Below are 20,127 nucleotides of genomic sequence, written 5' to 3'. Positions count from 1 at the left end.
TACCTATGAGACGTCTCAATCTGCCCGCGCAGACATGGCGGAAGTCTTCCTACAGCGACGACCTAGGCCCCGGGTGCGTCGAGTTACAACCCACCCCCGACGCCCAAGTCGCCATAGGCGACAGCAAGTCCCGCCCCCGCGGCGCCCTCGCCTTCCAACCCCCCGCCTGGGCCACCTTCGTCCGCGCCGTCACACACGATCAGCTGACCACGACCGTGCCCTTCATCGTCGGGTGAACGGTGCAGTAGTAGCTGAACGTGCCGGCAGAGCTGAAGGTGAAGCTGAACGTGTCGCCCTTGTTGAGCATCGGCGAGTCGAGCGGACCGGAACCGCTGCTGGTGACCGTGTGTGGATCCGTATCACCATTGGTCCACGTCACCGTGGTGCCGCGGCTGATGTTCAGCGTTGCGGGCGAGTAGGCGAAGTTGACCACCGCCACCTGCCCGGTTGCCGCGAACGTCTGCTGTGCGGCGGTCAGTACGGCAGCACTCGCCAGCGCCGCCACAACGGTCCCGTACCTCTTCATCCCACTCCTCCTCTGGTCCGCCCGCCCAAATCCTCAAGACACGCCCAGCGCGCTGAAGATTTTGTGCCAGCACTCACAACAACGCCCTCTCCCACCCCGCCTCCCGCCCCTCGATGTACTCCGCATCCGTCCGCCAGATGTCTCCATCGCCCCGCGCCCATATGTCCGTCCACGGCCGTCGGCCCCGCCGGTTCTGCTCGCGCAGGAAGTCGTACATGGCACGGGTGCGGCGGCCAAGCGCGCCCACCAACTCCCGGCGTTCACCCTCATCGCCCAACCCGTACGCGTCCACAAAGACGCGCAACCTCGCCTCCGCATCCGCCCGCCGCAGGTCCCGGTCCGCCGACAGCGGCACAAACCCGTGCGCCGCATACGCCACGTCCCACAGCCGCGAACCCGGCGCCGCCGTGTCCCAGTCGATGAACGTCCAGGCGCCGTCCCCGCCCTCCGCCACCAGGTTCCACGGAGCGAGGTCGTGGTGCGCGATGATCTCGTCGCCCTCGGCAGGGACCACCACCTGCCAGCACGCATCCGGCGGCGGCACGAAGTCCGCCACGGCATCGTGGAATTCCCGGATCAGACGCCCTACCCGCGCCAGCCGCGCCACCGGGTCCAGGAGGCCGAAACCGTCCCGCCAGATCACCTCGCCCGGTGCGTACGTCAGGACCTCCCGGCCCTGTTCGTCGATGCCGAGCGGGCGTGGGGCCGCCCGGAACCCCACCCCGTGCAGGTGCGTGAGCAGGGCGTGCACGGCGGGGGTCCACGGGCCGGCCGGGCGGCGCACCGTGTTCCCCACGCGCACGATGCCGGTGGGGTTCATGCCGCCCGGCAGCGGCTGTTCCTCGCGAATCGTCACGCGCCCCAGCGTATTCAGCGCCCCTTCCGCGCCGGGAACCGCGACCGGTACAGGACGTACAGCGCCAGTGCCGCCCCGGCCGCCACGCACGTACCGCCGATGGCCATGCTCATCCCCATCGGCGGGCCGCCGTGGGCCAGTTCGTGGTCGCCCGCGACAACACTCGGCGACGCCGCCGGGCGGATCGACGAGTCCCCCCGCGGCGCTCCCGCCGCCAGCGCACCGGCGGCCTCGCAGTTCGGGAGTTCGCCGTCGAAGGGGTACGCGTGGATGCCCTGGCCGCCGCTGACGCCGGACTCGTGGCTCAGCGAACCCGCCGTGAACAGGCGCCCGTTGAGGGCGCTGAGGGTCACCACCGTGGTGCTGGCCGGGCGGCCGACCAGGACCGAACCGTGGAGGTTGCCGCTGCCTGTCAGACGGACCTCGCTCGCGTCCGGGAAGTTCCACAGCAAGCGTTCCCGTCGTGCGCCCGTGACGCCCGTCTCCGACGGGCTCACCATGCGCGAGTCGCCCGTGAAGTTGACCAGGACGGTTGCGTCCTGCGGGACGTTGCGGAACTCCACCGCCTGGGCGCCGCCGTCGGGGGCGACGAGGTCGAAGCCCACGTCGAAGACCTGGAGCGGCGAGGCGCCGTCGCCCGTGAAGACCGTGACCTGGCCGTAGTTGACGGCCGTGCCCGTGGGTTTGCGCGGGACGCCCTTGTCGTAGGCGTAGCAGGAGCTCGCCGAGGTGAGGACGTCGCGCAGGTGCCGGTAGCGGTCGACGGCGGAGGCGTCGTGCACGGCGCGCGGGCTGACCGTGCCCGTCTGGGTGCCGGCGTAGGCGACCGTCCCGTTGACCGTCCCGTCCTCCGCGAGCAGCTTGCGGCCCCCGGCCACGCGGACGTCGCCGCCCACGCGGAGGAAGGCGGAGCCGTTGTCCGGGGGGACGTGGGAGCCGAGGGTGGCGGCGCCGACCTGGTAGGCCTGGGAGGCGCCCTCGCGCTCGGCGACGTCGAAGGAGCCGAGGACGACGACGCTGCCCTCGGCCTCGGCCGCCGCGCGGCGCACGTGGAAGTCGCCGCCGACGAAGACGTTGACCGCGTTGTCCCGGCCGCGTGCGGGGCCCGCGGCGGGCTCGGGGAACACGCCGGGGCAGGAGCCCGACATGCAGGGACCCAGCCCGGCGGGCAGCGGTTCCGCGACGCCGGGGACGCCGACCGCGCTGAGCAGCAGGGCGCCGCCGGTCACGATGCCTGCCGCCAGGACGGTCGCGGCGGGGTGCCGCGGCTTCTTGCGGTGGGGATGCGGGTGCTGGTGCCGTCTGTGCCGCCTCTCGCGCATATTCCGAAAATATGCGCATAAGGGTTGACGGAGCCCTGAACACACGCCCCGGGTCCCCCGAACGCCGCTCACTCGGACGGCTCCGGCGCGGTGGCGGGGGCACCTGGCGGGTGATCACCTCGGAGCAGCATCGTGCACCCGTACCGCACCGCAGGAGGACCGCGATGGACCCGACGCCGCCTCGTCGCGCGGCCGCACCGCTGACCGTGGCCGTGGCCGTGCTGATGGCGATGACGGCGACGGCGTGTTCGGGTGGCGGCGGCTCGTCGGGGTCGGCGGCGCAGTCCGCGTCGCCGACCGCCCAACTCACCGACAGCCAGGCGAAGTCGGCGCTGATCGGCATCTCCACTCTGGGGGCGCAGTGGAAGGCCGGCGCCGGCAGCGCGAGCGCCGGGACGCAGGACGCCCTGCTGCGGAGCAAGACGGACAAGCCCGACTGCCAGGTGCTCCTCGACCGGCTGAACTCGGTCGACCTCTTCGGTGCCGGGCCGACGGCCAAGTCCACCGAGGCCTTCACCGAGCCGTCCAGGAACGCCCGGCTGACCTACCAGGTGGCGTCGTACCAGCCGGACGCCCTCGACAAGGCCATGGACTGGCTGAAGACCCTGCCGTCGGGATGCGACGCGTTCAGCGCCACCGACCCATCGGGCAACAAGGTGAACGGGCAGGTCGTCGCGACGAAGATGCCGGATGTCGGCGACGACCGGATCGGCCTCCGGACGACGCTCGCCACCACGACGCAGGGGCTCAAGGCCACCCTGACCCTCGACACGGCCGCGGTGCGGGTCGGGTCCAGCGCCGTCACCGTCGCCAACGGCGGGCTCGACGGGGCGGAGGGCTCCGCCACGGAACAGGCCGTCCAGAAGGGGGTGCCGCGGCTCAAGGAGGCGCTCGCGGGGAAGACGCCCTAGCGCCCCGTAAGGGGCGCGGGGAACTGCGCGATCAGCCACGACGCGCCCGCAGTCGAAGTCCCGGGGCCGTGCGTCGGCTGCAGGCCGTCGGTGGCTGGTCGCGCAGTTCCCCGCGCCCCTTACGGGGCGTCCTTCAACTCCTGCCGCTGTCGCCCCAACCCCTCGATCTCCAGCTCCACCACATCCCCCGCCCGCAGATACGGCTGCGGGGCCGGGCGGCCCATGGCCACGCCGGGCGGGGTGCCCGTGTTGATCACGTCTCCGGGGTGGAGCGTCATGAACTGGCTGACGTAGCGCACCACCTGGGCCACCGGAAAGATCTGGTCCGCGGTGCTGCCGTCCTGCATCGGCGTGCCGTTGACCCACAGGCGGAGGCGGAGCGTCTGCGGGTCGGGGATCTCGTCGGCGGTGACGAGCCACGGGCCGAGCGGGTTGAAGGTCTCGCAGCTCTTGCCCTTGTCCCACTGCCCGCCGCGCTCGTACTGGAACGCGCGCTCGGAGACGTCGTGGGAGACGGCGTACCCGGCGACCGCGGCCAGTGCCTCCTCGTCGGTGCGCAGGTAGCGGGCCGTGCGTCCGATGACGACGGCCAGCTCGGCCTCCCAGTCGGTCTTCTCCGCACCGCGCGGCACGAGGACGGTGTCCTCGGGGCCGACGACGGTGTCCGGGGCCTTGAGGAAGAGCACCGGCTCGGTCGGGATGGGGACGCGGTTGCCCCTGTGGTCCGTGTGGCCGCGGTAGTTGATGCCCACGCAGACGATCTTGCCGATCCTGCTGAGGGGCGGTCCGGTCCGCAGGCCGCGCGGGTCGAGGGCGGGGAGGATCCGCGCCCCCACGGCCGCCCGGATGTGCATCTGCAATGCCGCGTCGGCGAGGAGCCGGCCGTCGATGTCCGGGACGAGCGCCGACAGATCGCGCAGCGTCCCGTCCTCCTCCAGCAGGGCCGGGCGCTCCGCTCCTGCCGGTCCGACGCGCAGCAGCTTCATCCGGTGGTCTCACTCCCTGGCAGGTCGGCCGCCTGATCGTCAAGGAATCGTCCAGGAGCGGAGGCTGTCTCCGCAAGCCCCGTTTCGGTCTCCCTGGGCCTCACTTGGCGGGTATCGCCCCTTCCGCACCCTCCGGGGTGCGCAGGGGCTGGAGGAACGCGCGCTCCACCGCCGACCACGTCGTGCTCGTCACCACGTACAGCGCCGCCGCGAGCGGCACCACGGCGACGGTGACGAGGGTGCCGAAGGCGAGCAGCGGGGCCACCTTGGTCACCTTGGCCATCACGGCCGCCGTCGGGTCCGAGGCGTCCGGCGCGGGGAGCGCCGCCGCGGCCGCCGCCTTGCGGGCGCGGGTGTACGTCCAGGTGGCGACGGCGCCGACGAGGGCGAACAGGCCGAGGTAGACGAGCCCGTGGGGGCCGGCGACCCCGCCGTGGCCCAGGACGTCCGCCCAGCGTCCGGTGAGCGGTGCGCCGAGCAGGGCGTGGCCCTCGCCGCTCGAACCCGTGGAGAAGAGGTGGTACATCACGAAGAAGACGGGCAGCTGGGCGAGGAGGGGCAGGATGCCGCCCCACGGGGAGACGCCCGCCTTGGCGTAGAGCTCGCTCGTCGCGCGCATCAGCCGCTCGGGGTCGTTCTTGTGCCGTTTCCGCAGCTTCTGCACCTCCGGTGCGAGCGCGGTCCGGGCCCGCTCGCCGCGTGCCGCGGAGCGGGCCAGCGGGTGCAGGGCGAGCCGTACGCCGAGGGTCAGCAGGACGATCGCGGCGGCCGTCGCGGAGCCGCCGAAAAGCGGAACGAGGACGTCCGAGAAGTGGGAGAGGAAAGAGCCGAGAGTGGCGAAGACATGCATGGGAGAGCCCTCCAACGGGTCTCGTCGAGCCGGGATTTCAGAGAAATCGGCGTGACGAGCCGCTCGGGCCCCCGGAGTTGCGGGGACCTACGCGGCCGCCGGGAGGGGACGGCCGGGTGCCCGGGGCCGTCGGCGGCCCCGGGCGTCGGGATCGCGCTGGGCCAGGAAGGCGGTGCGGAGTTCGCGATCGCGCATGGCGGTGCGGATGCGCGTCGGGGTGAGCGGGCCGGTGCTGTGCACGACCAGGGTGCACAGGGTGACGGCGGCGGCGACCGTGGCCGTCGCCGCCATGGCGACGGCGCTCATGAGGCCGCCGCTGTGGGCGAGCAGGAGCTCGCCGAACAGGAGGAGGAGCAGGCTCAGGTGCGTACGCAGGGTGCTGTTCACCATGTTCCCCCTCCTCACCACACGTTCACGCGTTCCGTCAGACTGACTCAGATGGTACTGGGTCGCTCGCCAGCACTTCCTCGTCGGGTCGGTCGTCGGCCGGCTTCGGCCCGAGCCACGAAACCGCCAGCGCGACCACGACGTTCACACCGAGCGCGAGCGCCCCCGCATTCACCCCGTGCACCGGATCGTTCTCCGTGAACACCAGCGAGCACACCAGCGCACCTCCCACGACCAGACCGCTGAGCGCTCCCCACAGCGTCAGCCTCCGCCACACCAGGCCCAGCAGGATCATGGGGACGAGTTGGGCCATGCCCTCGTACGAGATCAGCGACAGCCGGACGAGCGTGTTCGGCTGCGTGTAGGTCAGCAGCAGCGCCAGTGCGCCCGACACGACGACCACCACCTGCCCCGCGAGGCGCTGCCGTTGCGGGCGGTCCGCCAGCGCCGGCACGGCGCCCAGCACGCTCCGGCCCCACATCGTGCCGATCACGAGCATGAACACCGCCATCGGCACGATCGACGACAGCGCCGCCGCGACCCCGATCAGCCCGACCGCCCACGCGGGCAGCGAGTCCACGACGAGCTTGAAGAGCGCCAGGTTCGACCCCGCGCCCGTGAGGCCCGGGATGACGAAGACGGCCGCCATGCCGAGCAGCATCGGCACGAACAGCAGCACGTTGTAGCAGGGCAGCAGGATCGCGTTGCGCCGCAGGGCGTCCGCGCTGCGGGCGCCCAGGTAACCCGCCACGGTGGTCGGGAAGATGACGACGGTGAGGGAGTTGAGGAAGCTGGTCGTCACGAACCAGGTCCCGTTCAGTCCGCTCCCGCCGTGCCCGGTGAACGTCAGCCACTGCGGCTTCTCCGCCACCAGGCGGTGCAGGAAGGGGCCGTAGCCGTCGAAGTAGTGCACGGGGACGTAGATCGCCAGGAAGCCGAGGGTGCCGATGACGAGGACGTCCTTGAGCACCGACACCCATGCGCTGCCGCGCAGTCCGCTGACCACGACGAAGGCGGTGGTGACCGCGAAGGCGATGAAATAGGCCCAGTCGAGGCTGATGGCACCGTAGGAGATCGTCGAGACGACGACGCCCATGCCGGTGATCTGCAGCTGGATGTACGGGAGCAGGCAGACCGTCGCCAGGATCGCCACGAGGGTGCCGAGCCAGGGGCGGCCGTAGCGGTGGGCGACCATGTCGGTGATGCTGACGAGGCCGTGGCGGCGCGCGTACGACCAGAGGGTCGGGCCGACGAGGTAACCGATCGCGTAGCCGCAGGACATGTACGCGATGACGTAGAGGACGGGGGCACCGTAGTTGTAGCCCCAGCCCGCGGCGCCGAGGTAGCTGAAGCTGGTGTAGCTCTCGCCGGCCATCAGGACCCAGATGAAGACGGTGCCGAGACTGCGGCCGCCGACGGACCACTCGGCGATCCCGCCGGCGCCGCCGCGCCCGCGGACGGCGAGGAGGCCGAGGGCCACGGTCAGCACCATGAAGACGCCGAAGATCGTCGAGGCGACCGCCGCGTTCGTGCTCATGCGCGGCCTCGCTTGCGGTCGCCGCGCCAGGCGAGGAACACGGCCACCGGTGTCAACAGGGTTGACAGGAGGATCCAGGAGAAGAGGAAGGGGAAGCCGAGGATTGTCGGCCGGACCTGGTCCACCAGTGGCAGTGCGCCGAGGAAGAGGGCGTAGGGGGCCAGGAGCCATAGGAGGGCGGGACGTTTCAGCACGGGTCGACCCTAGGCGGTGCCCGCCGCATCAGGGGCGCGTACGTCGGCTGCGGGCCGGTGGGGGCTTGTCGCGCAGTTCCCCGCGCCCCTTACGGGGCGCTACCGCTAGGCCCCCACCAATCGTGACGCTGTATAGATCAGCAGCCCCGCCAGCGCCCCCACCACCGTGCCGTTGATCCTGATGAACTGCAGGTCCCGTCCGATGTGGGCCTCGATCTTGCGGGACGTGTGCTCCGCGTCCCAGCCCGCGATCGTGTCCGTGATCAGCAGCGTGATCTCGTCCCGGTACGTCGTCACGACGTAGACCGCCGCGTCCTCCAGCCAGCCGTCCACCTTCGCGCGCAGCCGTACGTCCTCCGTCATCCGGGCGCCCAGCGAGAGGATCGCGGCCCGCGCGCGCAGGCGCAGTTCGCTGCGCTCGTCCTCGGCCGCGGCGACGATCATGCCGCGGACCGACGACCACGCCGAGGCGATGACGTCCTGGACCTCGCCCCGGCCCAGCACCTCGGACTTCAGGCGCTCGACACGGGCCCTGGTGTCCGGGTCCGACCGGAGGTCCTGGGCGAAGTCGGAGAGGAAGCGGTCCACGGCGCCCCGCGCCGGGTGGTCCGGCATGTCGCGCATCTCCGTGACGAAGCGCAGCAGTTCCTTGTAGACGCGCTCGCCGACCTTGCGGTCGACGAAGCGCGGCGTCCAGCCGGGGGCGCCGCCCGTGACGGCCCCCATCACGGAGTCGCCGTGCACGACGAGCCAGTCGTGGGCTCGTACGCACACCAGGTCCACCACCTTCCGGTGGCCCCCGTCCGTGACGATCTTCTCCAGCATGGCGCCGATGCCCGGCGCGATCTCGGCCGCGTCGGCGCGCCGGGTGATGGCCTCGCCGACGACGGCCTGCACGTCGGAGTCGCGCAGGACGGTGAGGGCGCCGCGCAGCGCGGTGGCCAGTTCGGCGGTCACCCGGTCCGCGTGGGCCGGTTCGGCGAGCCAGGCGCCGAGCCGGGAGCCGATGCCGACGGTGCGCAGGCGGAGGCGGACGACGTCGCCGGAGAGGAAGTTCTCGCCGACGAATTCGCCCAGGCTCTGGCCGAGCTGGTCCTTCTTGGTCGGGATGATCGCCGTGTGCGGGATGGGCAGGCCCATCGGGCGGCGGAACAGGGCGGTGACGGCGAACCAGTCGGCGAGGGCGCCGACCATGCCGGCCTCGGCCGCGGCCGCGACGAAGGCCGGCCAGCCGGTCCAGCCCGCGGACTGGGCCCACTTCGCGAGGGCGTAGACCAGGGCGACGGCCAGCAGCAGGCCGGTCGCGATGGTCTTCATCCGGCGCACACCGCGCCTCTTCTCTTCGTCCACCGCGCTGGGGGTGAAACCGCCCGGCCGAGCGGGCATCACCCCTTCGGCGGCATCCGACTCCTCACCCTGTGCCCGAATCATCCGCACCACCCGTTCCGGCTGTCCTCACGTGCATTGTTCCTACCCGGGGGGACTCCGGGTGCGGACGAGGAGTTCCCGGGTGCCGTGGGATCATGGAGCGGCGACCCTCCCCAGGAGACACCGTCCATGGACCACCGCTCATGAACAGGCCGCCCCTGGCCGCCCGGCAGGTGCTGCCCCGAGGTGCCGTCCCCGCCGCGCTCGCCGCCCTGGCGGCCGCGGCGACCGTCGTGGCGGCGGTCCTCTTCACCGACACCGGCGCCGGCGTCCCGCGCGCGCAGGCCGGTCCGCACGCCGTCGCCCGCTCGCACTCCGCCGTGCCGGCCGTCGCCGGGCACTGGGTCGGCAGCTGGGCGGCCGCCCCCGCGGGCGCGGAGCCGGCGACGGACGTGCGGGGCATGGCAGGCCGGTCCGTCCGCAACGTGGTGCACACCAGCATCGGCGGGACCAACGCCCGCATCCAGCTCTCCAACCTCTTCGGGAGACGGCCCCTGACGATCGGCCACGCCTCGCTCGCCCTGGCCGCCTCCCCCGGCTCCCCCGCCGCGGCACCCGGCACGCTGCGGCGGCTGGCCTTCGGCGGGCGGGAGCAGGTGACGATCCCGGCCGGGCAGGCGGTCGTCAGCGACCCGGTGCGGCTGGACGTGCCGCGCGCCGCCGACGTGCTGGTCAGCACCTACTCCCGCACGCCGTCCGGCCCCGTGACGTTCCATCCGCACGCCCGGCAGACCTCCTGGCTCGCGTCCGGCGACCACACGCAGGATGCGGGCGGGGCGGCGTACGCCGAACGGACGCCGTACTGGCGTTACGTGACCGCCCTCGACGTCTGGAGCACCGGCACGCGCGGCGCGGTCGTCGCCCTCGGCGACTCCATCACCGACGGCGTCACCGCCACGTTCGGCGCCGACCACCGCTGGACGGACGTCCTCGCCGGGCAACTGCCCGACTACGGCGTCCTCAACGAGGGGATCAGCGGCAACCGCGTCCTGCTCGGCGGCATGGGCGGCTCGGCCGTGGACAACCCCAGTGCGCTCGGCCGGTTCGACCGTGACGTCCTCGCGCGGACGGGCGTGCGCGCGGTCGTCGTCGAGCTCGGCATCAACGACATCCTGCGGTCGCCGCAGCAGCTCGACCCCGCGCGGATCGTCGACGGGCTGCGGGACCTGGTGCGCCGGGCGCATGTGCACGGGCTGCGGGTGATCGGCTCGACACTGAGCCCCTTCGGGGGGCACGGCGGCGTCGGGGCCGAGCAGGAACGGGTACGGCAGGGGGTCAATGCGGCGGTGCGGGCGGGCGGGGTGTTCGACGGCGTCGTGGACTTCGACGTGGTGCTGCGGGATCCGGCGAACCCGCAGCGGCTGCTGGCGGCGTACGACTGCGGGGACCATCTGCACCCGAACGACGCGGGGTACCGGGCCATGGCGGGGGCCGTGGACACGGGGGCGTTGACGGGGTGGCTGTCGCCGCTGACCCGGCCTTAGGCGGCGCCCCGGACCCCGGGTCGGTGCGTCGGCTGCAGGTCGTCGGTGGCTGGTCGCGCAGTTCCCCGCGCCCCTTCGGGGCGCCCCTGGCGGGGCGCTAAGGCAGCGGCTTCCGCTTCACGCCCACCCCGCCCCACAGAGCAAACCCCGTCACCCGTACCCTCGGCGAGCCCGGGGTGCCCGGGCCCGTCGCCTTGTCGCCGAAGCCGCCCATCAGGCCGAAGCCCCGCACCTGCACGTCGAGGTCCGGCGGCACCAGGACGCCCATGCCGCCGAAGAGCGCGAAGCACCGGATCACCGTCTCGCGGTCCTCGAACCGCGCCTCGCGCAGGTCGATCTGGCCGCCGCCCCACAGCGTGAAGGCCGTGAACGTCCGGCCCACCGTCCACCGGCCCCGGCGGGCGAAGCCGCCGAAGACGGCCACCGCGCCCTTGGACGTGGCCGGGCCGCCGATCCGTTCGGGCCAGGTGCCGGCCTCGTCCTTGTGCAGCGACAGCGGTGCGGGGGTCTCCGCCCCCGCCGCCGGCAGGTCACTGACGAGCGGCACCAACTCCGCGTGCGTACGGGCCTTGTACGCCGCCTCCAGGCGCTCGCCGAACTCGTCCATGTCCAGCCGTCCTTCGGCCACGGCTGTCCGCAGGGCCTCCGCGACCCGTTCCCGCTCGGCGTCGGAGGCCCGCATCTCAGGGAGTTCGTTCGTCATGGGGCACAGCGTAAGGCCTGCGTTCGGCGTACATTCTCGCGATCACGTCCTCGATGTCCGGCTCCCGGACCGACAGGTCCACCAGCGGATACCGCTCCGCCACCGCGGCCACCAGCGGCGCCGCGCTCTGCGTGGCCGCGAACGCCAGCCACTGGCGCGGGCCTTCGGTCTTCACGACCCGCACCCCGGGGATGCCGGTCACGGGCGGAAGCTCCCGCTCCAGGTCGATCACGAGCGTCCGCTCGCTCTCCCCCACCGCGTGCAGCCCGTCCAGGTCGCCGTCGTGGACCAGCCGGCCGTGGTCGATGACCATCACCCGGCGGCACAGCTGCTCGATGTCGGTCAGGTCATGTGTCGTGAGCAGAACGGTCGTTCCCTGCGTGGAGTTCACCTCGCGCAGGAACTCGCGCACCTTGGCCTTGCTGATCACGTCCAGGCCGATGGTGGGCTCGTCGAGGTAGAGCACGTCGGGGTCGTGCAGCAGGGCCGCGGCGATGTCGCCGCGCATCCGCTGGCCGAGGGAGAGCTGCCGGACGGGCACCTCCAGCAGCTCCCCGAGGTCGAGCAGCTCGACACAGCGTTCGAGGTTGGCGCGGTAACGGGCGTCGGGAATGCGGTACATGCGGCGCACGAGCCCGTAGGAGTCCCGCAGCGGCAGGTCCCACCACAGCGTGGTGCGCTGCCCGAAGACCACGCCGATGCGGCGCGCCAGCCGCGTCCGCTCGCGGGACGGGTCGACCCCCGCGACGCGCAGCCGGCCCCCGCTCGGGGTGAGGATGCCCGTCAGCATCTTGATGGTGGTGGACTTGCCCGCCCCGTTCGGGCCGATGTAGCCGACCATCTCGCCGCGCGGCACGGAGAAGCTGATGCCGTCCACCGCACGCACCTGGCGGCGCTCCCGGCGCAGCAGTCCCGTACGTCTCCGGACGTCGAAGACCTTCTCGACCCGGTCGAGTTCGATGAATCCGTCCATCTCCGTGTCCCCTCTCCTCTCTTCCCCTCTTCCCCTCAACTCCCCGTGCTCCGGTAGCTCCGCAGCCCCACCCGCCACGCCAGCCCCGCCAGGGCGCAGCACACCGCCGCCACCAGCGGCGAGGCGAAGTCCGCCCACGGCGGCAGGCCCAGCGCGTTCTCCCGGCCCAGCACCCGCAGTGCGGGCACCCAGTTGACGAAGGCGATCGGCACGACGAACGTGACGCCCCGCACCAGGTCGGTGGCGAACAGCGTGGGCGGGTACTGCAGCAGCGTCGTACCGCCGTAGGTGAAGGCGTTCTGCACCTCGGCCGCGTCGTTGGCCTTGAACTGGAAGGCCGCGCCTGCCACGAACACCGCGCCGAAGATCGCCGCCCCGCTCACCAGCATCAGCGGAACGAGCAGCAGCCGTACGGGCGTCCAGTCGACGTCCAGCCGCACCAGCGACCAGCCGAGCAGCAGCGCCCCCTGGGTGACCCGCCCCAGCCTGCGCAGGGCGAAACGGTCCGCCGCGACCTGCGCGAGGACCGGCGCGGGCCGGACGAGCAGGGTGTCGAGCGTGCCGTCGCGCACCCGGCGGCCCACCTTGTCCATGTTGCCGAGGAACAGGTCCGCCAGCCCGAACGAGGTGCTCGTCGTGCCGTAGAGGAAGGCCACTTCGGGCAGCGAGAAGCCGCCCAGCGTGCGCACGTGCGAGAACATGATGAGGATCGCGACGAAGTCGAGCGCGGTCGCCGCGAAGTTCCCGGCCGCCATCATCAGGAACGACGCCCGGTACGCCATCGTCGAGCGCACCCACATGGCGACGATCAGACCGTAGGCCCGCAGCCCCTGCGCGACACCGGAGAGTGCGTCAGCCACCCTGCACCACCACCTTCCGCGTGGCCACCGCCTGCACCACGCGCCCCAGCCCCAGCATCACCACCGCCCACCCCGCCTGGAACGCCAACGCCCGTATCAGCCCGGCCCCGTGGTGCCGGCCGAGCAGCACGTCCGCCGGCACCTGGAGCAGCGCCGACCACGGCAGCAGCCGCGCCACCTCGCCGAACGTGCCCGGGAAGACGCCCAGCGGCAGCAGCATCCCGGACAGGAAGGTCCCCAGCAGGCTGCTCAGCAGCGTCAGCCCGGCCCCGTCCAGCAGCCAGAAGGCGGCCAGCCCCACCAGGTAGCGCATCCCGAAGCCCACCAGCAGGCCGAGCAGCACCGACAGCAGGAAGGCCAGCCACGTCAGCGGGTCGGCGGGCAGGGTCAGTTCGAACGCCAGCGCCCCCACCGCCAGCGGCACCACCCCGCGGCCCAGCAGCTGGAAGGCCGCCCGGCCCAGGTCGTTGGCCAGCCACCACAGCTGCAGGTCGGCCGGGCGGTAGAGGTCGACGGCCACGTCCCCGGAGCGGATCCGCTCCTGCAGCTCTTCGTCGAAACCCCCGCCCATCAACGCCGATGCGGCCAGCAGCGCCTGACTGATCCACACGAACGCCAGCGCCTGCCCGAGCTCGTAACCGCCCAGGTGGGGACGGGCGTTCCAGAGGGCGATATAGGTGTACGCGACGATGAAGCCGAAGACCGTGTTCGTGAAGACCCCGGCTGCGGTGGCGACCCGGTAGGTGGCGTACCGGCGGAATCCGCTGAGCGCGACCGCCGCATAAAGCCGCATCCCCGGACCCCCCGCGTCGTTGAACTCATACCGGACGAAACGCAGGAGCCTAGTCGCACGCCCCGCCCCGGGGCCACGCATTTTCACCCCGGGGAGTGGTCGGCCTGAACCGAACGGCCCTGACCGCGCCGCCATCGGTGTGCTCTGCCGCTGCGCCGGAACGCAGGATGCGACAGTGTTCGCCGTGGCCACACAACCCCGGCGGCGGCCGAGGAGTCCCAGGAGACATGAGCGACGAGCACGCACACCGACGTCCCGGCGGCGGGACCGGCGCGCCGCCGCACGGCTGGGCGCCCCGCAGCGCCGCGCCCCACGCCCCGACCGCCCGCGCCCGGCGCACCGGATGGCGCCGCCTGCTGCCCACCTGGCGCCTGATCCTCGGCGGCTTCCTGCTGGTCGTGCTGCTCATCGCGGGCGCCCTGATCGCGGGTTACATGCTCGTCGACATCCCGCCGGCCAACAAGGCAGCGGTCGCCGAGAGCAACGTCTTCCTCTACTCCGACGGCAGCCAGCTCGCCCGCGACGGCGAAGTCAACCGCGAGAGCGTGCCGCTGAGCAAGATCCCCAAGAATGTGCAGCACGCCGTACTGGCCGCCGAGGACCGGGACTTCTACTCGGAGTCGGCCGTCAACCCCGAGGCCATGGTGCGCGCCGCCTGGAACACCGTCACCGGCAAGGGCAAGCAGTCCGGTTCCACGATCACCCAGCAATACGTCAAGAACTATTACCTGGGCCAGGAACAGACCATCAGCCGCAAGGTGAAGGAATTCTTCATCGCCATCAAGCTGGACCGCGAGGAGTCCAAGAACGACATCCTGGAGGGCTACCTCAACACCAGCTACTTCGGCCGCAACGCCTATGGCATCCAGGCCGCTTCGCAGGCTTACTACAACAAGGATTCGGACAAGCTGAACACGGCGGAGGGCGCCTATCTGGCCACCCTCCTCAATGCGCCCAGCGCCTACGACGTGGGCGCCCACCCCGAGAACAAGCCGCGGGCCACGGCCCGCTGGAACTACGTCCTCGACGGCATGGTGAAGAAGAAGTGGCTCACCCCGGCCGAGCGGGCGGGCATGAAGTTCCCGGTGCCCGGCAAGTCCCGTCCGCGGCTGGGGATGTCGGGCCAGCGCGGCTATCTGGTGGAGGCCGTCAAGGACTACCTCACCACCAACAAGATCGTCGACGAGCAGACGCTGGCCGCCGGGGGCTACCGCATCACCACCACCATCGACCGCAAGAAACAGGACGCGTTCGTCACCGCCGTGCGCGAAGAGCTGATGAACCAGCTCGACGAGAACCGCAAGGTCGACACGTACGTGCGCGCCGGAGGCGCCTCCATCGACCCCAAGACCGGCCGCGTCGTGGCCCTTTACGGCGGCATCGACTACACCAAGCAGTACGTCAACAACGCCACGCGCCGCGACTACCAGGTGGGCTCCACCTTCAAGCCCTTCGTCTTCACCTCCGCCGTCGACAACGGCTCCACCACGCAGCAGGGCCGCTCGATCACCCCGAACACCGTCTACGACGGCACCAACAAGCGCCCGGTGCAGGGCCCCAACGGGCCCGTCGGCTACTCCCCCTCGAACGAGGACGACAAGTCCTACGGGCCGATCACCGTCACCCAGGCCACCGACTGGTCGGTCAACGCGGTGTACGCACAGATGGCGGAGGACGTCGGGCCGGGCAAGGTGCGGGACACGGCCATCGCGCTCGGCCTCCCGGCCAAGACCCCCGACCTGAACGCGAACCCCTCCATCGCCCTCGGCCCCGCCACCGCCAGCGTCCTGGACATGACCCAGGCGTACGCGACCCTCGCCAACCACGGCAAGCACGGCCCGTACACGCTCGTCGACAAGGTCTCCAAGTCCGCCGAGGACATCGCGCTGCCGGACCGCAGCGACACCCGGCGGGCCGTCTCGCGCGAGGCCGCCGACACCACAACCGCCATCCTGCAGAGCGTCGTCGAGAGCCCGACGGGCACCGGCAAGGCCGCCCAGGCCGCCGGGCGGCCCGCGGCCGGCAAGACGGGCACGGCGGAGGACGACAAGGCGGCCTGGTTCGCGGGCTACACGCCGGATCTGGCGACCGTGGTCGCCGTCATGGGCCAGGACCCCGACACCGCCGACCAGAAGCCGCTGTACGGGGCGACCGGGCTGAGCCGCATCAACGGCGGCGGCTACCCCGCGCAGATCTGGGCGTCGTACACCGGCACCGCGCTGGAGGGGACGCCGGCCACGGACTTCAACCTGACGCTGGAGAGCGGGGCGGGGAAGCCGACGCTGGAGCCGACGGCGTCGCCGTCGTCCGCGCCGCCGTCGTCGGCACCGCCGTCGTCCCTGCCGCCGACCGCCCCGACGGGCCGCCCGACGGTCCCCGGCCCCCCGACGGGCCCGCCCACGGGTCCGCCGCCGTTCACGCCGCCGGGCCCGCCGACCCCACCGGGCTTCCCGCCCTTCGGCGGCCCGAACGAGGGCAAGGAGGGGCATGGGCGGGAGCGTGACCTGCTGGGGTACGAGTACTGAGCGGGCTCCGCGAAGTGTGGTGCGTCGGCTGCGGGCTCGTCGTGGCTGGTCGCGCAGTTCCCCGCGTCCCTTCGGGGCGCGGGCCTCAGTGCCCCGACGTCGCCTTCAAGCCGACGATGGCCACCAGCAGCAGCACGATGAAAAACACCCGCCCCACGCTCACCGGCTCGCCCAGCACCGCCATGCCGAGCACCGCGGCCCCCGTCGCGCCGATGCCGACCCAGACGCCGTAGGCCGTGCCGATGGGGAGGGAGCGGGCCGCCTGTGCCAGCAGCAGCATGCTGGCCGCGATGCCGGCCACCGTGAAGACGCTCGGCCACAGCCGTGTGAAGCCTTCGGTGTACTTCATTCCGATCGACCAGCCGACCTCGAGCAGGCCGGCGACGACGAGCAGGACCCATGCCATGATGGTGCACCCTCCGATGGAAAACGGTTTCCAGGGGTGCGTCGTCTTGTCCTGACCCGGTACGGCGCGTCTCGTCGGGCTTGCCGCCCAGGCTACAGGTACAGGCCCGTGGAGTCCTCCGAGCCCTCCAGCCGCTCCGCGGCCACCGCGTGCAGATCGCGCTCGCGCATCAGGACGTAGGCGATGCCGCGCACCTCGACCTCGGCGCGGTCCTCCGGGTCGTAGAGCACCCGGTCGCCCGGCTCGACCGTGCGCACGCTCTGGCCGACCGCGACGACCTCGGCCCAGGCCAGGCGGCGGCCCACCGCCGCCGTCGCCGGAATGACGATGCCGCCGGTGGACCGGCGCTCGCCCTCGGGGATGTCCGTCCTGACCAGAACGCGGTCGTGGAGCATCCGGATGGGCAGCTTGTCGTGGGTGGTATTCGTCCTCACGCGAAGACCGTACCTGTCCGCGCGGGGTGCGCAGGCCCCAGGCCCGGGATCCCGACCGGAACCCGGCCCGGAACCGGGGCCTTCAGTCCTTGTGGCGCCGCGAGGACACCGCCAGCAGGCCCACGACGCCCACGGCCAGCATCGCCGCCGGAACGATCCGCTCCAGCCGGGGCACGCCCTCCTCCGTGACGAACCGCGAGCGCACCTCGGAGACCAGACGGTTCGCCGCCACGTACGCGCGGCCCGCGGTCTGGTCCACCTTGGAGGCGACCTTGGCCCTGGCGTCCCCGATGATCGTGCTCGGGTGCACCCGCACCCCGATCTCGTCGAGCGTCACGGCGAGCTCCTCCCGCCTGCGGGCGATGTCCGCCTCGATCTGCGCAGGGGTCCTGGCGTCCGGCACCGGGCTGCCTCCGTCTCCGTCATGAAGAGTGATGAATGCTGATGACCAGTCTGTCAGCTTCCCCGGCCCCGTGCCCCGCGGCACCCCCGATCGGCGGGCTGGCTAGTCTCGGGACCGTCAGCCCCCGCACACTCCCAGGAGAGCCAGCCATGAGCGAGCGACTTCAGCCCGGCGACACCGCCCCGGCCTTCACCCTGCCCGACGCGGACGGCCGGGAGGTCTCGCTCGCCGACCGCAAGGGCCGCAAGGTCATCGTCTACTTCTACCCCGCCGCCCTCACCCCCGGCTGCACCAAGCAGGCCTGCGACTTCACCGACAACCTGGAGTTCCTGGCCGGCCACGGCTACGACGTCATCGGCGTCTCGCCCGACAAGCCGGAGAAGCTCGCGAAGTTCCGCGAGCAGGAGGACCTGAAGGTCACGCTGGTCGGCGACCCGGAGAAGAAGGTCCTGGAGGCGTACGGCGCCTTCGGCGAGAAGAAGCTGTACGGCAAGACGGTCACCGGGGTCATCCGCTCGACCGTGATCGTCGACGAGGAGGGCAAGGTCGAGCGCGCCCTCTACAACGTCAAGGCCACCGGCCACGTCGCCAAGATCATCAAGGACCTGGGGCTCTAGCCCCCGCGCTGCTGCCCGCGCCCCGGAGGACCGGACGGTCCTCCTCCGGCACGTCCTCGGCCTCCGGCAGGTCGAGGACGGCCAGCGCGCCCCCGCCCTCGGCCGCGCCGAACGTCAGCAGGGCCCCCAGCACCGCCGCCTGGCCCACCGCGATCGTCAGCCCCAGGCCGTGGCCCGTACCGCGCTCGGGCGCCGCCGTGCGGAAGCGCCGCGGCCCGCGGTCGACCAGGCCCGGCGGAAAGCCGTCGCCGTGGTCGCGCACCGTGATCCGGGTGCCCCGCACCGTCACCTCGATCGGCGGACGGCCGTGCTTGGCCGCGTTGGCCAGGATGTTGACCAGGATCCGCTCCACCCGGCGGGCGTCCGTCGCCACGATCCGGCCCTCGCCGACCACCTCGACGGCCACGTCGGACACCCCGCGCTGGCCCTGCGCCCGCTTGACGATCCCGCGCACCAGCGACGGCAGCTCCACCGCGTCCAGCTGGGCGCTCTCCGCCCCGGCGTCCAGCCGGGAGACCTCCAGCAGGTCCTCCACCAGCGCCCGCATCGTCTGCGCGCGCTCGCGCACCATCTCCACCGCCCGCGGGTGCGGCAGCAGTTCGGCCGAGGCCACCAGCCCCGCCACCGGGGTGCGCAGCTCGTGCGCCACGTCCGCGGTGAACCCGCGCTCGGCCTCCACCCGCGCCGCCAGGGACGTCGCCATGTGGTGCACCGAGCGGCCCAGTTCCGCGACCTCGTCCCGGCCGCCGGTCAGCAGCGCGTCCGCGTCCTGCGACTCGCCCGCCGCGATCCGCCGCGCCGCGGCGGCGCTCAGCCGCAGCCGGCGCGAGAGGCTCTGCGCCACGAACAGCGCGACCACGGCCATCAGCGCCACCGTCACCGCACCGGCCACGATCAGGGTCTGGTCCAGCGACCGCTGCAGCGGGTCCCGGGCCGGGTACGAGGCCGAGACCGACAGCAGCTTGCCGTCGCCGACCCCCGTCGCCGCCCACACCCGCGGGTCGCCGCCGCCGCTGATGTACGTCTTCGGCTTGCCCCGGGCCACCGCCTGCGCGAGCGGCGCCGGCACCCGCGAGTCGTCCAACTGCGCGCCGAGCACCAGCGTTCCGTCCCGCTGGTAGACCTGCAGCGCCGAACTCAGCAGCCCGTCCTGGTACTCCCGGGCCTGCTTGTCGCGCTCCAGCCCGGAGATGTGGTGCACGGCGACACCCAGCACCACGACGGCCAGCGCGGTGACGAAGGAGATCGCCAGCGCGATCCGTCCACGAATACCCATCACGCGATCGTGAACACCTTGTGCGCCTCGCCGGTCGGGGTGGCGCCCGTGTACGTGACCTCGAGCGCCGTGAACGCCATCGTCCCGTCCACCCGCTTGGGCCCGGTCAGCCGCAACTGCGCCGGGAACGACGTCCGCGCAGCCCCGCCCGCCCCGCTCGACACCTGCACCACACCGCTGCCGGTCGCCTCGCCCGTTCCGTACTCGTCCCAGGTGATGTTGCTGGCGACCTGGCCGGAGCTCGCACAGTCCAAGGTGATGATCTTCGGCTCCAGCACCGGTGTCCCGCCGCCGCAGTCCCGCACTCCCGGCAGCTCACCGGCGGCCGACTCGTCGACCTCCACCTGCACCTCCTGCGTGCTGAACGCCCGCTGCGCCGCGGCCGTGCGGGGCGCTTCGCCCATCACACTCCCGCGGTCGGTGGCACACGCCAGCCACACCCCGCCGGCCCCGAGCACGACCACGCCCAGAACGAGCGCCAGCACGCTGCGCGTACTGGCCCAACGGCGCGCGGCACGGTCGGTCATCGGCTCTCTTCCTCGCGTACGGGCGGGCGTTCGTCTCACGGGCTGTCCCCGTTCCCGCTCTGAGGGACGGAGAAATGGGGTCGTGCGTTCCCTTCGCGCATATCAGGTTCCTGTGAATCGGTGGGGAGA

Annotated in this window: 23 protein-coding genes and 1 riboswitch; of the genes, 5 read left to right on the top strand and 18 right to left on the bottom strand. The window is 72.2% G+C overall.

Going from position 1 to position 20,127, the window contains the following annotated elements; genetic code table 11:
- Positions 1 to 5: 5 nt before the first annotated feature.
- On the top strand, positions 6 to 236 hold the full coding sequence (locus ACMATS_RS23875) for a DUF397 domain-containing protein (RefSeq protein WP_390782239.1): 231 nt from the start codon (positions 6 to 8) through the stop codon (positions 234 to 236).
- Here the strand turns inward: ACMATS_RS23875 and ACMATS_RS23870 are convergent.
- The 3 genes from ACMATS_RS23870 to ACMATS_RS23860 all read right to left on the bottom strand — a co-directional run bounded on the left by ACMATS_RS23870 (position 200) and on the right by ACMATS_RS23860 (position 2,704).
- A complete protein-coding gene (locus tag ACMATS_RS23870; protein ID WP_414168985.1) occupies positions 200 to 526 on the bottom strand; it encodes a cupredoxin family copper-binding protein in 327 nt (108 codons plus the stop codon). The two genes, ACMATS_RS23875 and ACMATS_RS23870, sit on opposite strands and share 37 nt — an antisense overlap.
- A 73-nt stretch (positions 527 to 599) precedes the next feature.
- Positions 600 to 1,382 carry an aminoglycoside phosphotransferase family protein gene (locus tag ACMATS_RS23865; RefSeq protein ID WP_414168984.1) on the bottom strand — a complete coding sequence of 261 codons (783 nt, stop codon included), beginning with the start codon at positions 1,380 to 1,382 and terminating at the stop codon, positions 600 to 602.
- Positions 1,383 to 1,396: 14 nt separating this feature from the next.
- Positions 1,397 to 2,704, bottom strand: coding sequence for a choice-of-anchor A family protein (locus ACMATS_RS23860; protein WP_414168983.1), 1,308 nt, complete (start codon positions 2,702 to 2,704; stop codon positions 1,397 to 1,399).
- 164 nt (positions 2,705 to 2,868) lie between these two features.
- Here ACMATS_RS23860 and ACMATS_RS23855 point away from each other — a divergent pair, with 164 nt between their 5' ends.
- Entirely contained in the window at positions 2,869 to 3,615 is a 747-nt protein-coding gene (locus ACMATS_RS23855; RefSeq protein ID WP_414168982.1) for a hypothetical protein, read from the top strand.
- 119 nt (positions 3,616 to 3,734) lie between these two features.
- On the opposite strand, the gene ACMATS_RS23850 is transcribed toward ACMATS_RS23855, so the two are convergent.
- The 6 genes from ACMATS_RS23850 to ACMATS_RS23825 form a co-directional block, all read right to left on the bottom strand.
- Positions 3,735 to 4,601 (bottom strand): fumarylacetoacetate hydrolase family protein, encoded by an 867-nt coding sequence (locus ACMATS_RS23850; RefSeq protein WP_414168981.1) that lies wholly within the window; start codon positions 4,599 to 4,601, stop codon positions 3,735 to 3,737.
- A 100-nt stretch (positions 4,602 to 4,701) separates the two neighbouring features.
- Entirely contained in the window at positions 4,702 to 5,451 is a 750-nt protein-coding gene (locus ACMATS_RS23845) for a YidC/Oxa1 family membrane protein insertase (RefSeq protein WP_390782233.1), read from the bottom strand.
- Between the two features lie 87 nt (positions 5,452 to 5,538).
- Positions 5,539 to 5,841: a DUF6412 domain-containing protein gene (locus ACMATS_RS23840; protein WP_414168980.1), complete on the bottom strand. Its 303-nt coding sequence runs from the start codon at positions 5,839 to 5,841 to the stop codon at positions 5,539 to 5,541.
- A 34-nt stretch (positions 5,842 to 5,875) separates the two neighbouring features.
- Complete coding sequence (locus tag ACMATS_RS23835) at positions 5,876 to 7,375, bottom strand: sodium:solute symporter family protein (RefSeq protein WP_391151223.1); 1,500 nt, start codon at positions 7,373 to 7,375, stop codon at positions 5,876 to 5,878.
- Positions 7,372 to 7,569: a DUF3311 domain-containing protein gene (locus ACMATS_RS23830; protein WP_390782230.1), complete on the bottom strand. Its 198-nt coding sequence runs from the start codon at positions 7,567 to 7,569 to the stop codon at positions 7,372 to 7,374. The genes ACMATS_RS23835 and ACMATS_RS23830 overlap by 4 nt, the downstream gene beginning before the upstream one ends.
- Positions 7,570 to 7,674: 105 nt before the next feature.
- The gene (locus ACMATS_RS23825) at positions 7,675 to 9,000 is read right to left on the bottom strand and encodes a DUF445 domain-containing protein (RefSeq protein WP_414168979.1); all 1,326 of its coding nucleotides are present in this window, start codon (positions 8,998 to 9,000) and stop codon (positions 7,675 to 7,677) included.
- A gap of 140 nt (positions 9,001 to 9,140) precedes the next feature.
- Between ACMATS_RS23825 and ACMATS_RS23820 the strand changes: the two genes are divergently transcribed.
- The gene (locus ACMATS_RS23820; RefSeq protein ID WP_414168978.1) at positions 9,141 to 10,481 is read left to right on the top strand and encodes an SGNH/GDSL hydrolase family protein; all 1,341 of its coding nucleotides are present in this window, start codon (positions 9,141 to 9,143) and stop codon (positions 10,479 to 10,481) included.
- Between the two features lie 97 nt (positions 10,482 to 10,578).
- On the opposite strand, the gene ACMATS_RS23815 is transcribed toward ACMATS_RS23820, so the two are convergent.
- The 4 genes from ACMATS_RS23815 to ACMATS_RS23800 are packed head-to-tail and all read right to left on the bottom strand — an operon-like array spanning position 10,579 to position 13,810.
- Positions 10,579 to 11,184, bottom strand: a complete 606-nt coding sequence (locus tag ACMATS_RS23815) for a DUF1707 SHOCT-like domain-containing protein (RefSeq protein WP_414168977.1) — start codon at positions 11,182 to 11,184, stop codon at positions 10,579 to 10,581.
- A complete protein-coding gene (locus tag ACMATS_RS23810; RefSeq protein ID WP_390782226.1) occupies positions 11,165 to 12,157 on the bottom strand; it encodes an ATP-binding cassette domain-containing protein in 993 nt (330 codons plus the stop codon). The genes ACMATS_RS23815 and ACMATS_RS23810 overlap by 20 nt, the downstream gene beginning before the upstream one ends.
- A gap of 35 nt (positions 12,158 to 12,192) precedes the next feature.
- On the bottom strand, positions 12,193 to 12,957 hold the full coding sequence (locus tag ACMATS_RS23805) for an ABC transporter permease (RefSeq protein ID WP_414170778.1): 765 nt from the start codon (positions 12,955 to 12,957) through the stop codon (positions 12,193 to 12,195).
- 52 nt (positions 12,958 to 13,009) lie between these two features.
- Positions 13,010 to 13,810 (bottom strand): ABC transporter permease, encoded by an 801-nt coding sequence (locus ACMATS_RS23800; protein ID WP_414168976.1) that lies wholly within the window; start codon positions 13,808 to 13,810, stop codon positions 13,010 to 13,012.
- A gap of 227 nt (positions 13,811 to 14,037) precedes the next feature.
- Here ACMATS_RS23800 and ACMATS_RS23795 point away from each other — a divergent pair, with 227 nt between their 5' ends.
- Complete coding sequence (locus ACMATS_RS23795) at positions 14,038 to 16,335, top strand: transglycosylase domain-containing protein (RefSeq protein ID WP_391151219.1); 2,298 nt, start codon at positions 14,038 to 14,040, stop codon at positions 16,333 to 16,335.
- An 85-nt stretch (positions 16,336 to 16,420) separates the two neighbouring features.
- Here ACMATS_RS23795 and ACMATS_RS23790 read toward each other — a convergent pair whose 3' ends face one another.
- From ACMATS_RS23790 to ACMATS_RS23780, 3 genes are all read right to left on the bottom strand, one after another.
- Positions 16,421 to 16,741, bottom strand: coding sequence for a DMT family transporter (locus tag ACMATS_RS23790; RefSeq protein ID WP_390782223.1), 321 nt, complete (start codon positions 16,739 to 16,741; stop codon positions 16,421 to 16,423).
- Between the two features lie 35 nt (positions 16,742 to 16,776).
- A riboswitch (guanidine-III (ykkC-III) riboswitch) is annotated at positions 16,777 to 16,839 on the bottom strand.
- The gene (locus tag ACMATS_RS23785; protein ID WP_171086153.1) at positions 16,834 to 17,136 is read right to left on the bottom strand and encodes a GroES family chaperonin; all 303 of its coding nucleotides are present in this window, start codon (positions 17,134 to 17,136) and stop codon (positions 16,834 to 16,836) included. It overlaps the preceding riboswitch by 6 nt.
- A gap of 121 nt (positions 17,137 to 17,257) precedes the next feature.
- A complete protein-coding gene (locus ACMATS_RS23780; protein WP_336413265.1) occupies positions 17,258 to 17,578 on the bottom strand; it encodes a DUF3618 domain-containing protein in 321 nt (106 codons plus the stop codon).
- A gap of 149 nt (positions 17,579 to 17,727) precedes the next feature.
- Between ACMATS_RS23780 and bcp the strand changes: the two genes are divergently transcribed.
- Positions 17,728 to 18,195, top strand: coding sequence for a thioredoxin-dependent thiol peroxidase (gene bcp, locus ACMATS_RS23775; RefSeq protein ID WP_390782221.1), 468 nt, complete (start codon positions 17,728 to 17,730; stop codon positions 18,193 to 18,195).
- Here the strand turns inward: bcp and ACMATS_RS23770 are convergent.
- Positions 18,176 to 19,471 carry a sensor histidine kinase gene (locus tag ACMATS_RS23770; RefSeq protein WP_390782220.1) on the bottom strand — a complete coding sequence of 432 codons (1,296 nt, stop codon included), beginning with the start codon at positions 19,469 to 19,471 and terminating at the stop codon, positions 18,176 to 18,178. The two genes, bcp and ACMATS_RS23770, sit on opposite strands and share 20 nt — an antisense overlap.
- On the bottom strand, positions 19,471 to 19,998 hold the full coding sequence (locus ACMATS_RS23765; protein WP_390782219.1) for a hypothetical protein: 528 nt from the start codon (positions 19,996 to 19,998) through the stop codon (positions 19,471 to 19,473). Before ACMATS_RS23765 ends, ACMATS_RS23770 begins: the two co-directional genes overlap by 1 nt.
- Positions 19,999 to 20,127: the final 129 nt, after the last annotated feature.

It is taken from the genome of Streptoverticillium reticulum, assembly GCF_047456005.1.
Classification (GTDB): domain Bacteria; phylum Actinomycetota; class Actinomycetes; order Streptomycetales; family Streptomycetaceae; genus Streptomyces; species Streptomyces reticulum.
Note: the sequence above shows the minus strand (reverse complement) of the source record. Positions and strands in the feature narration are given on the sequence as shown.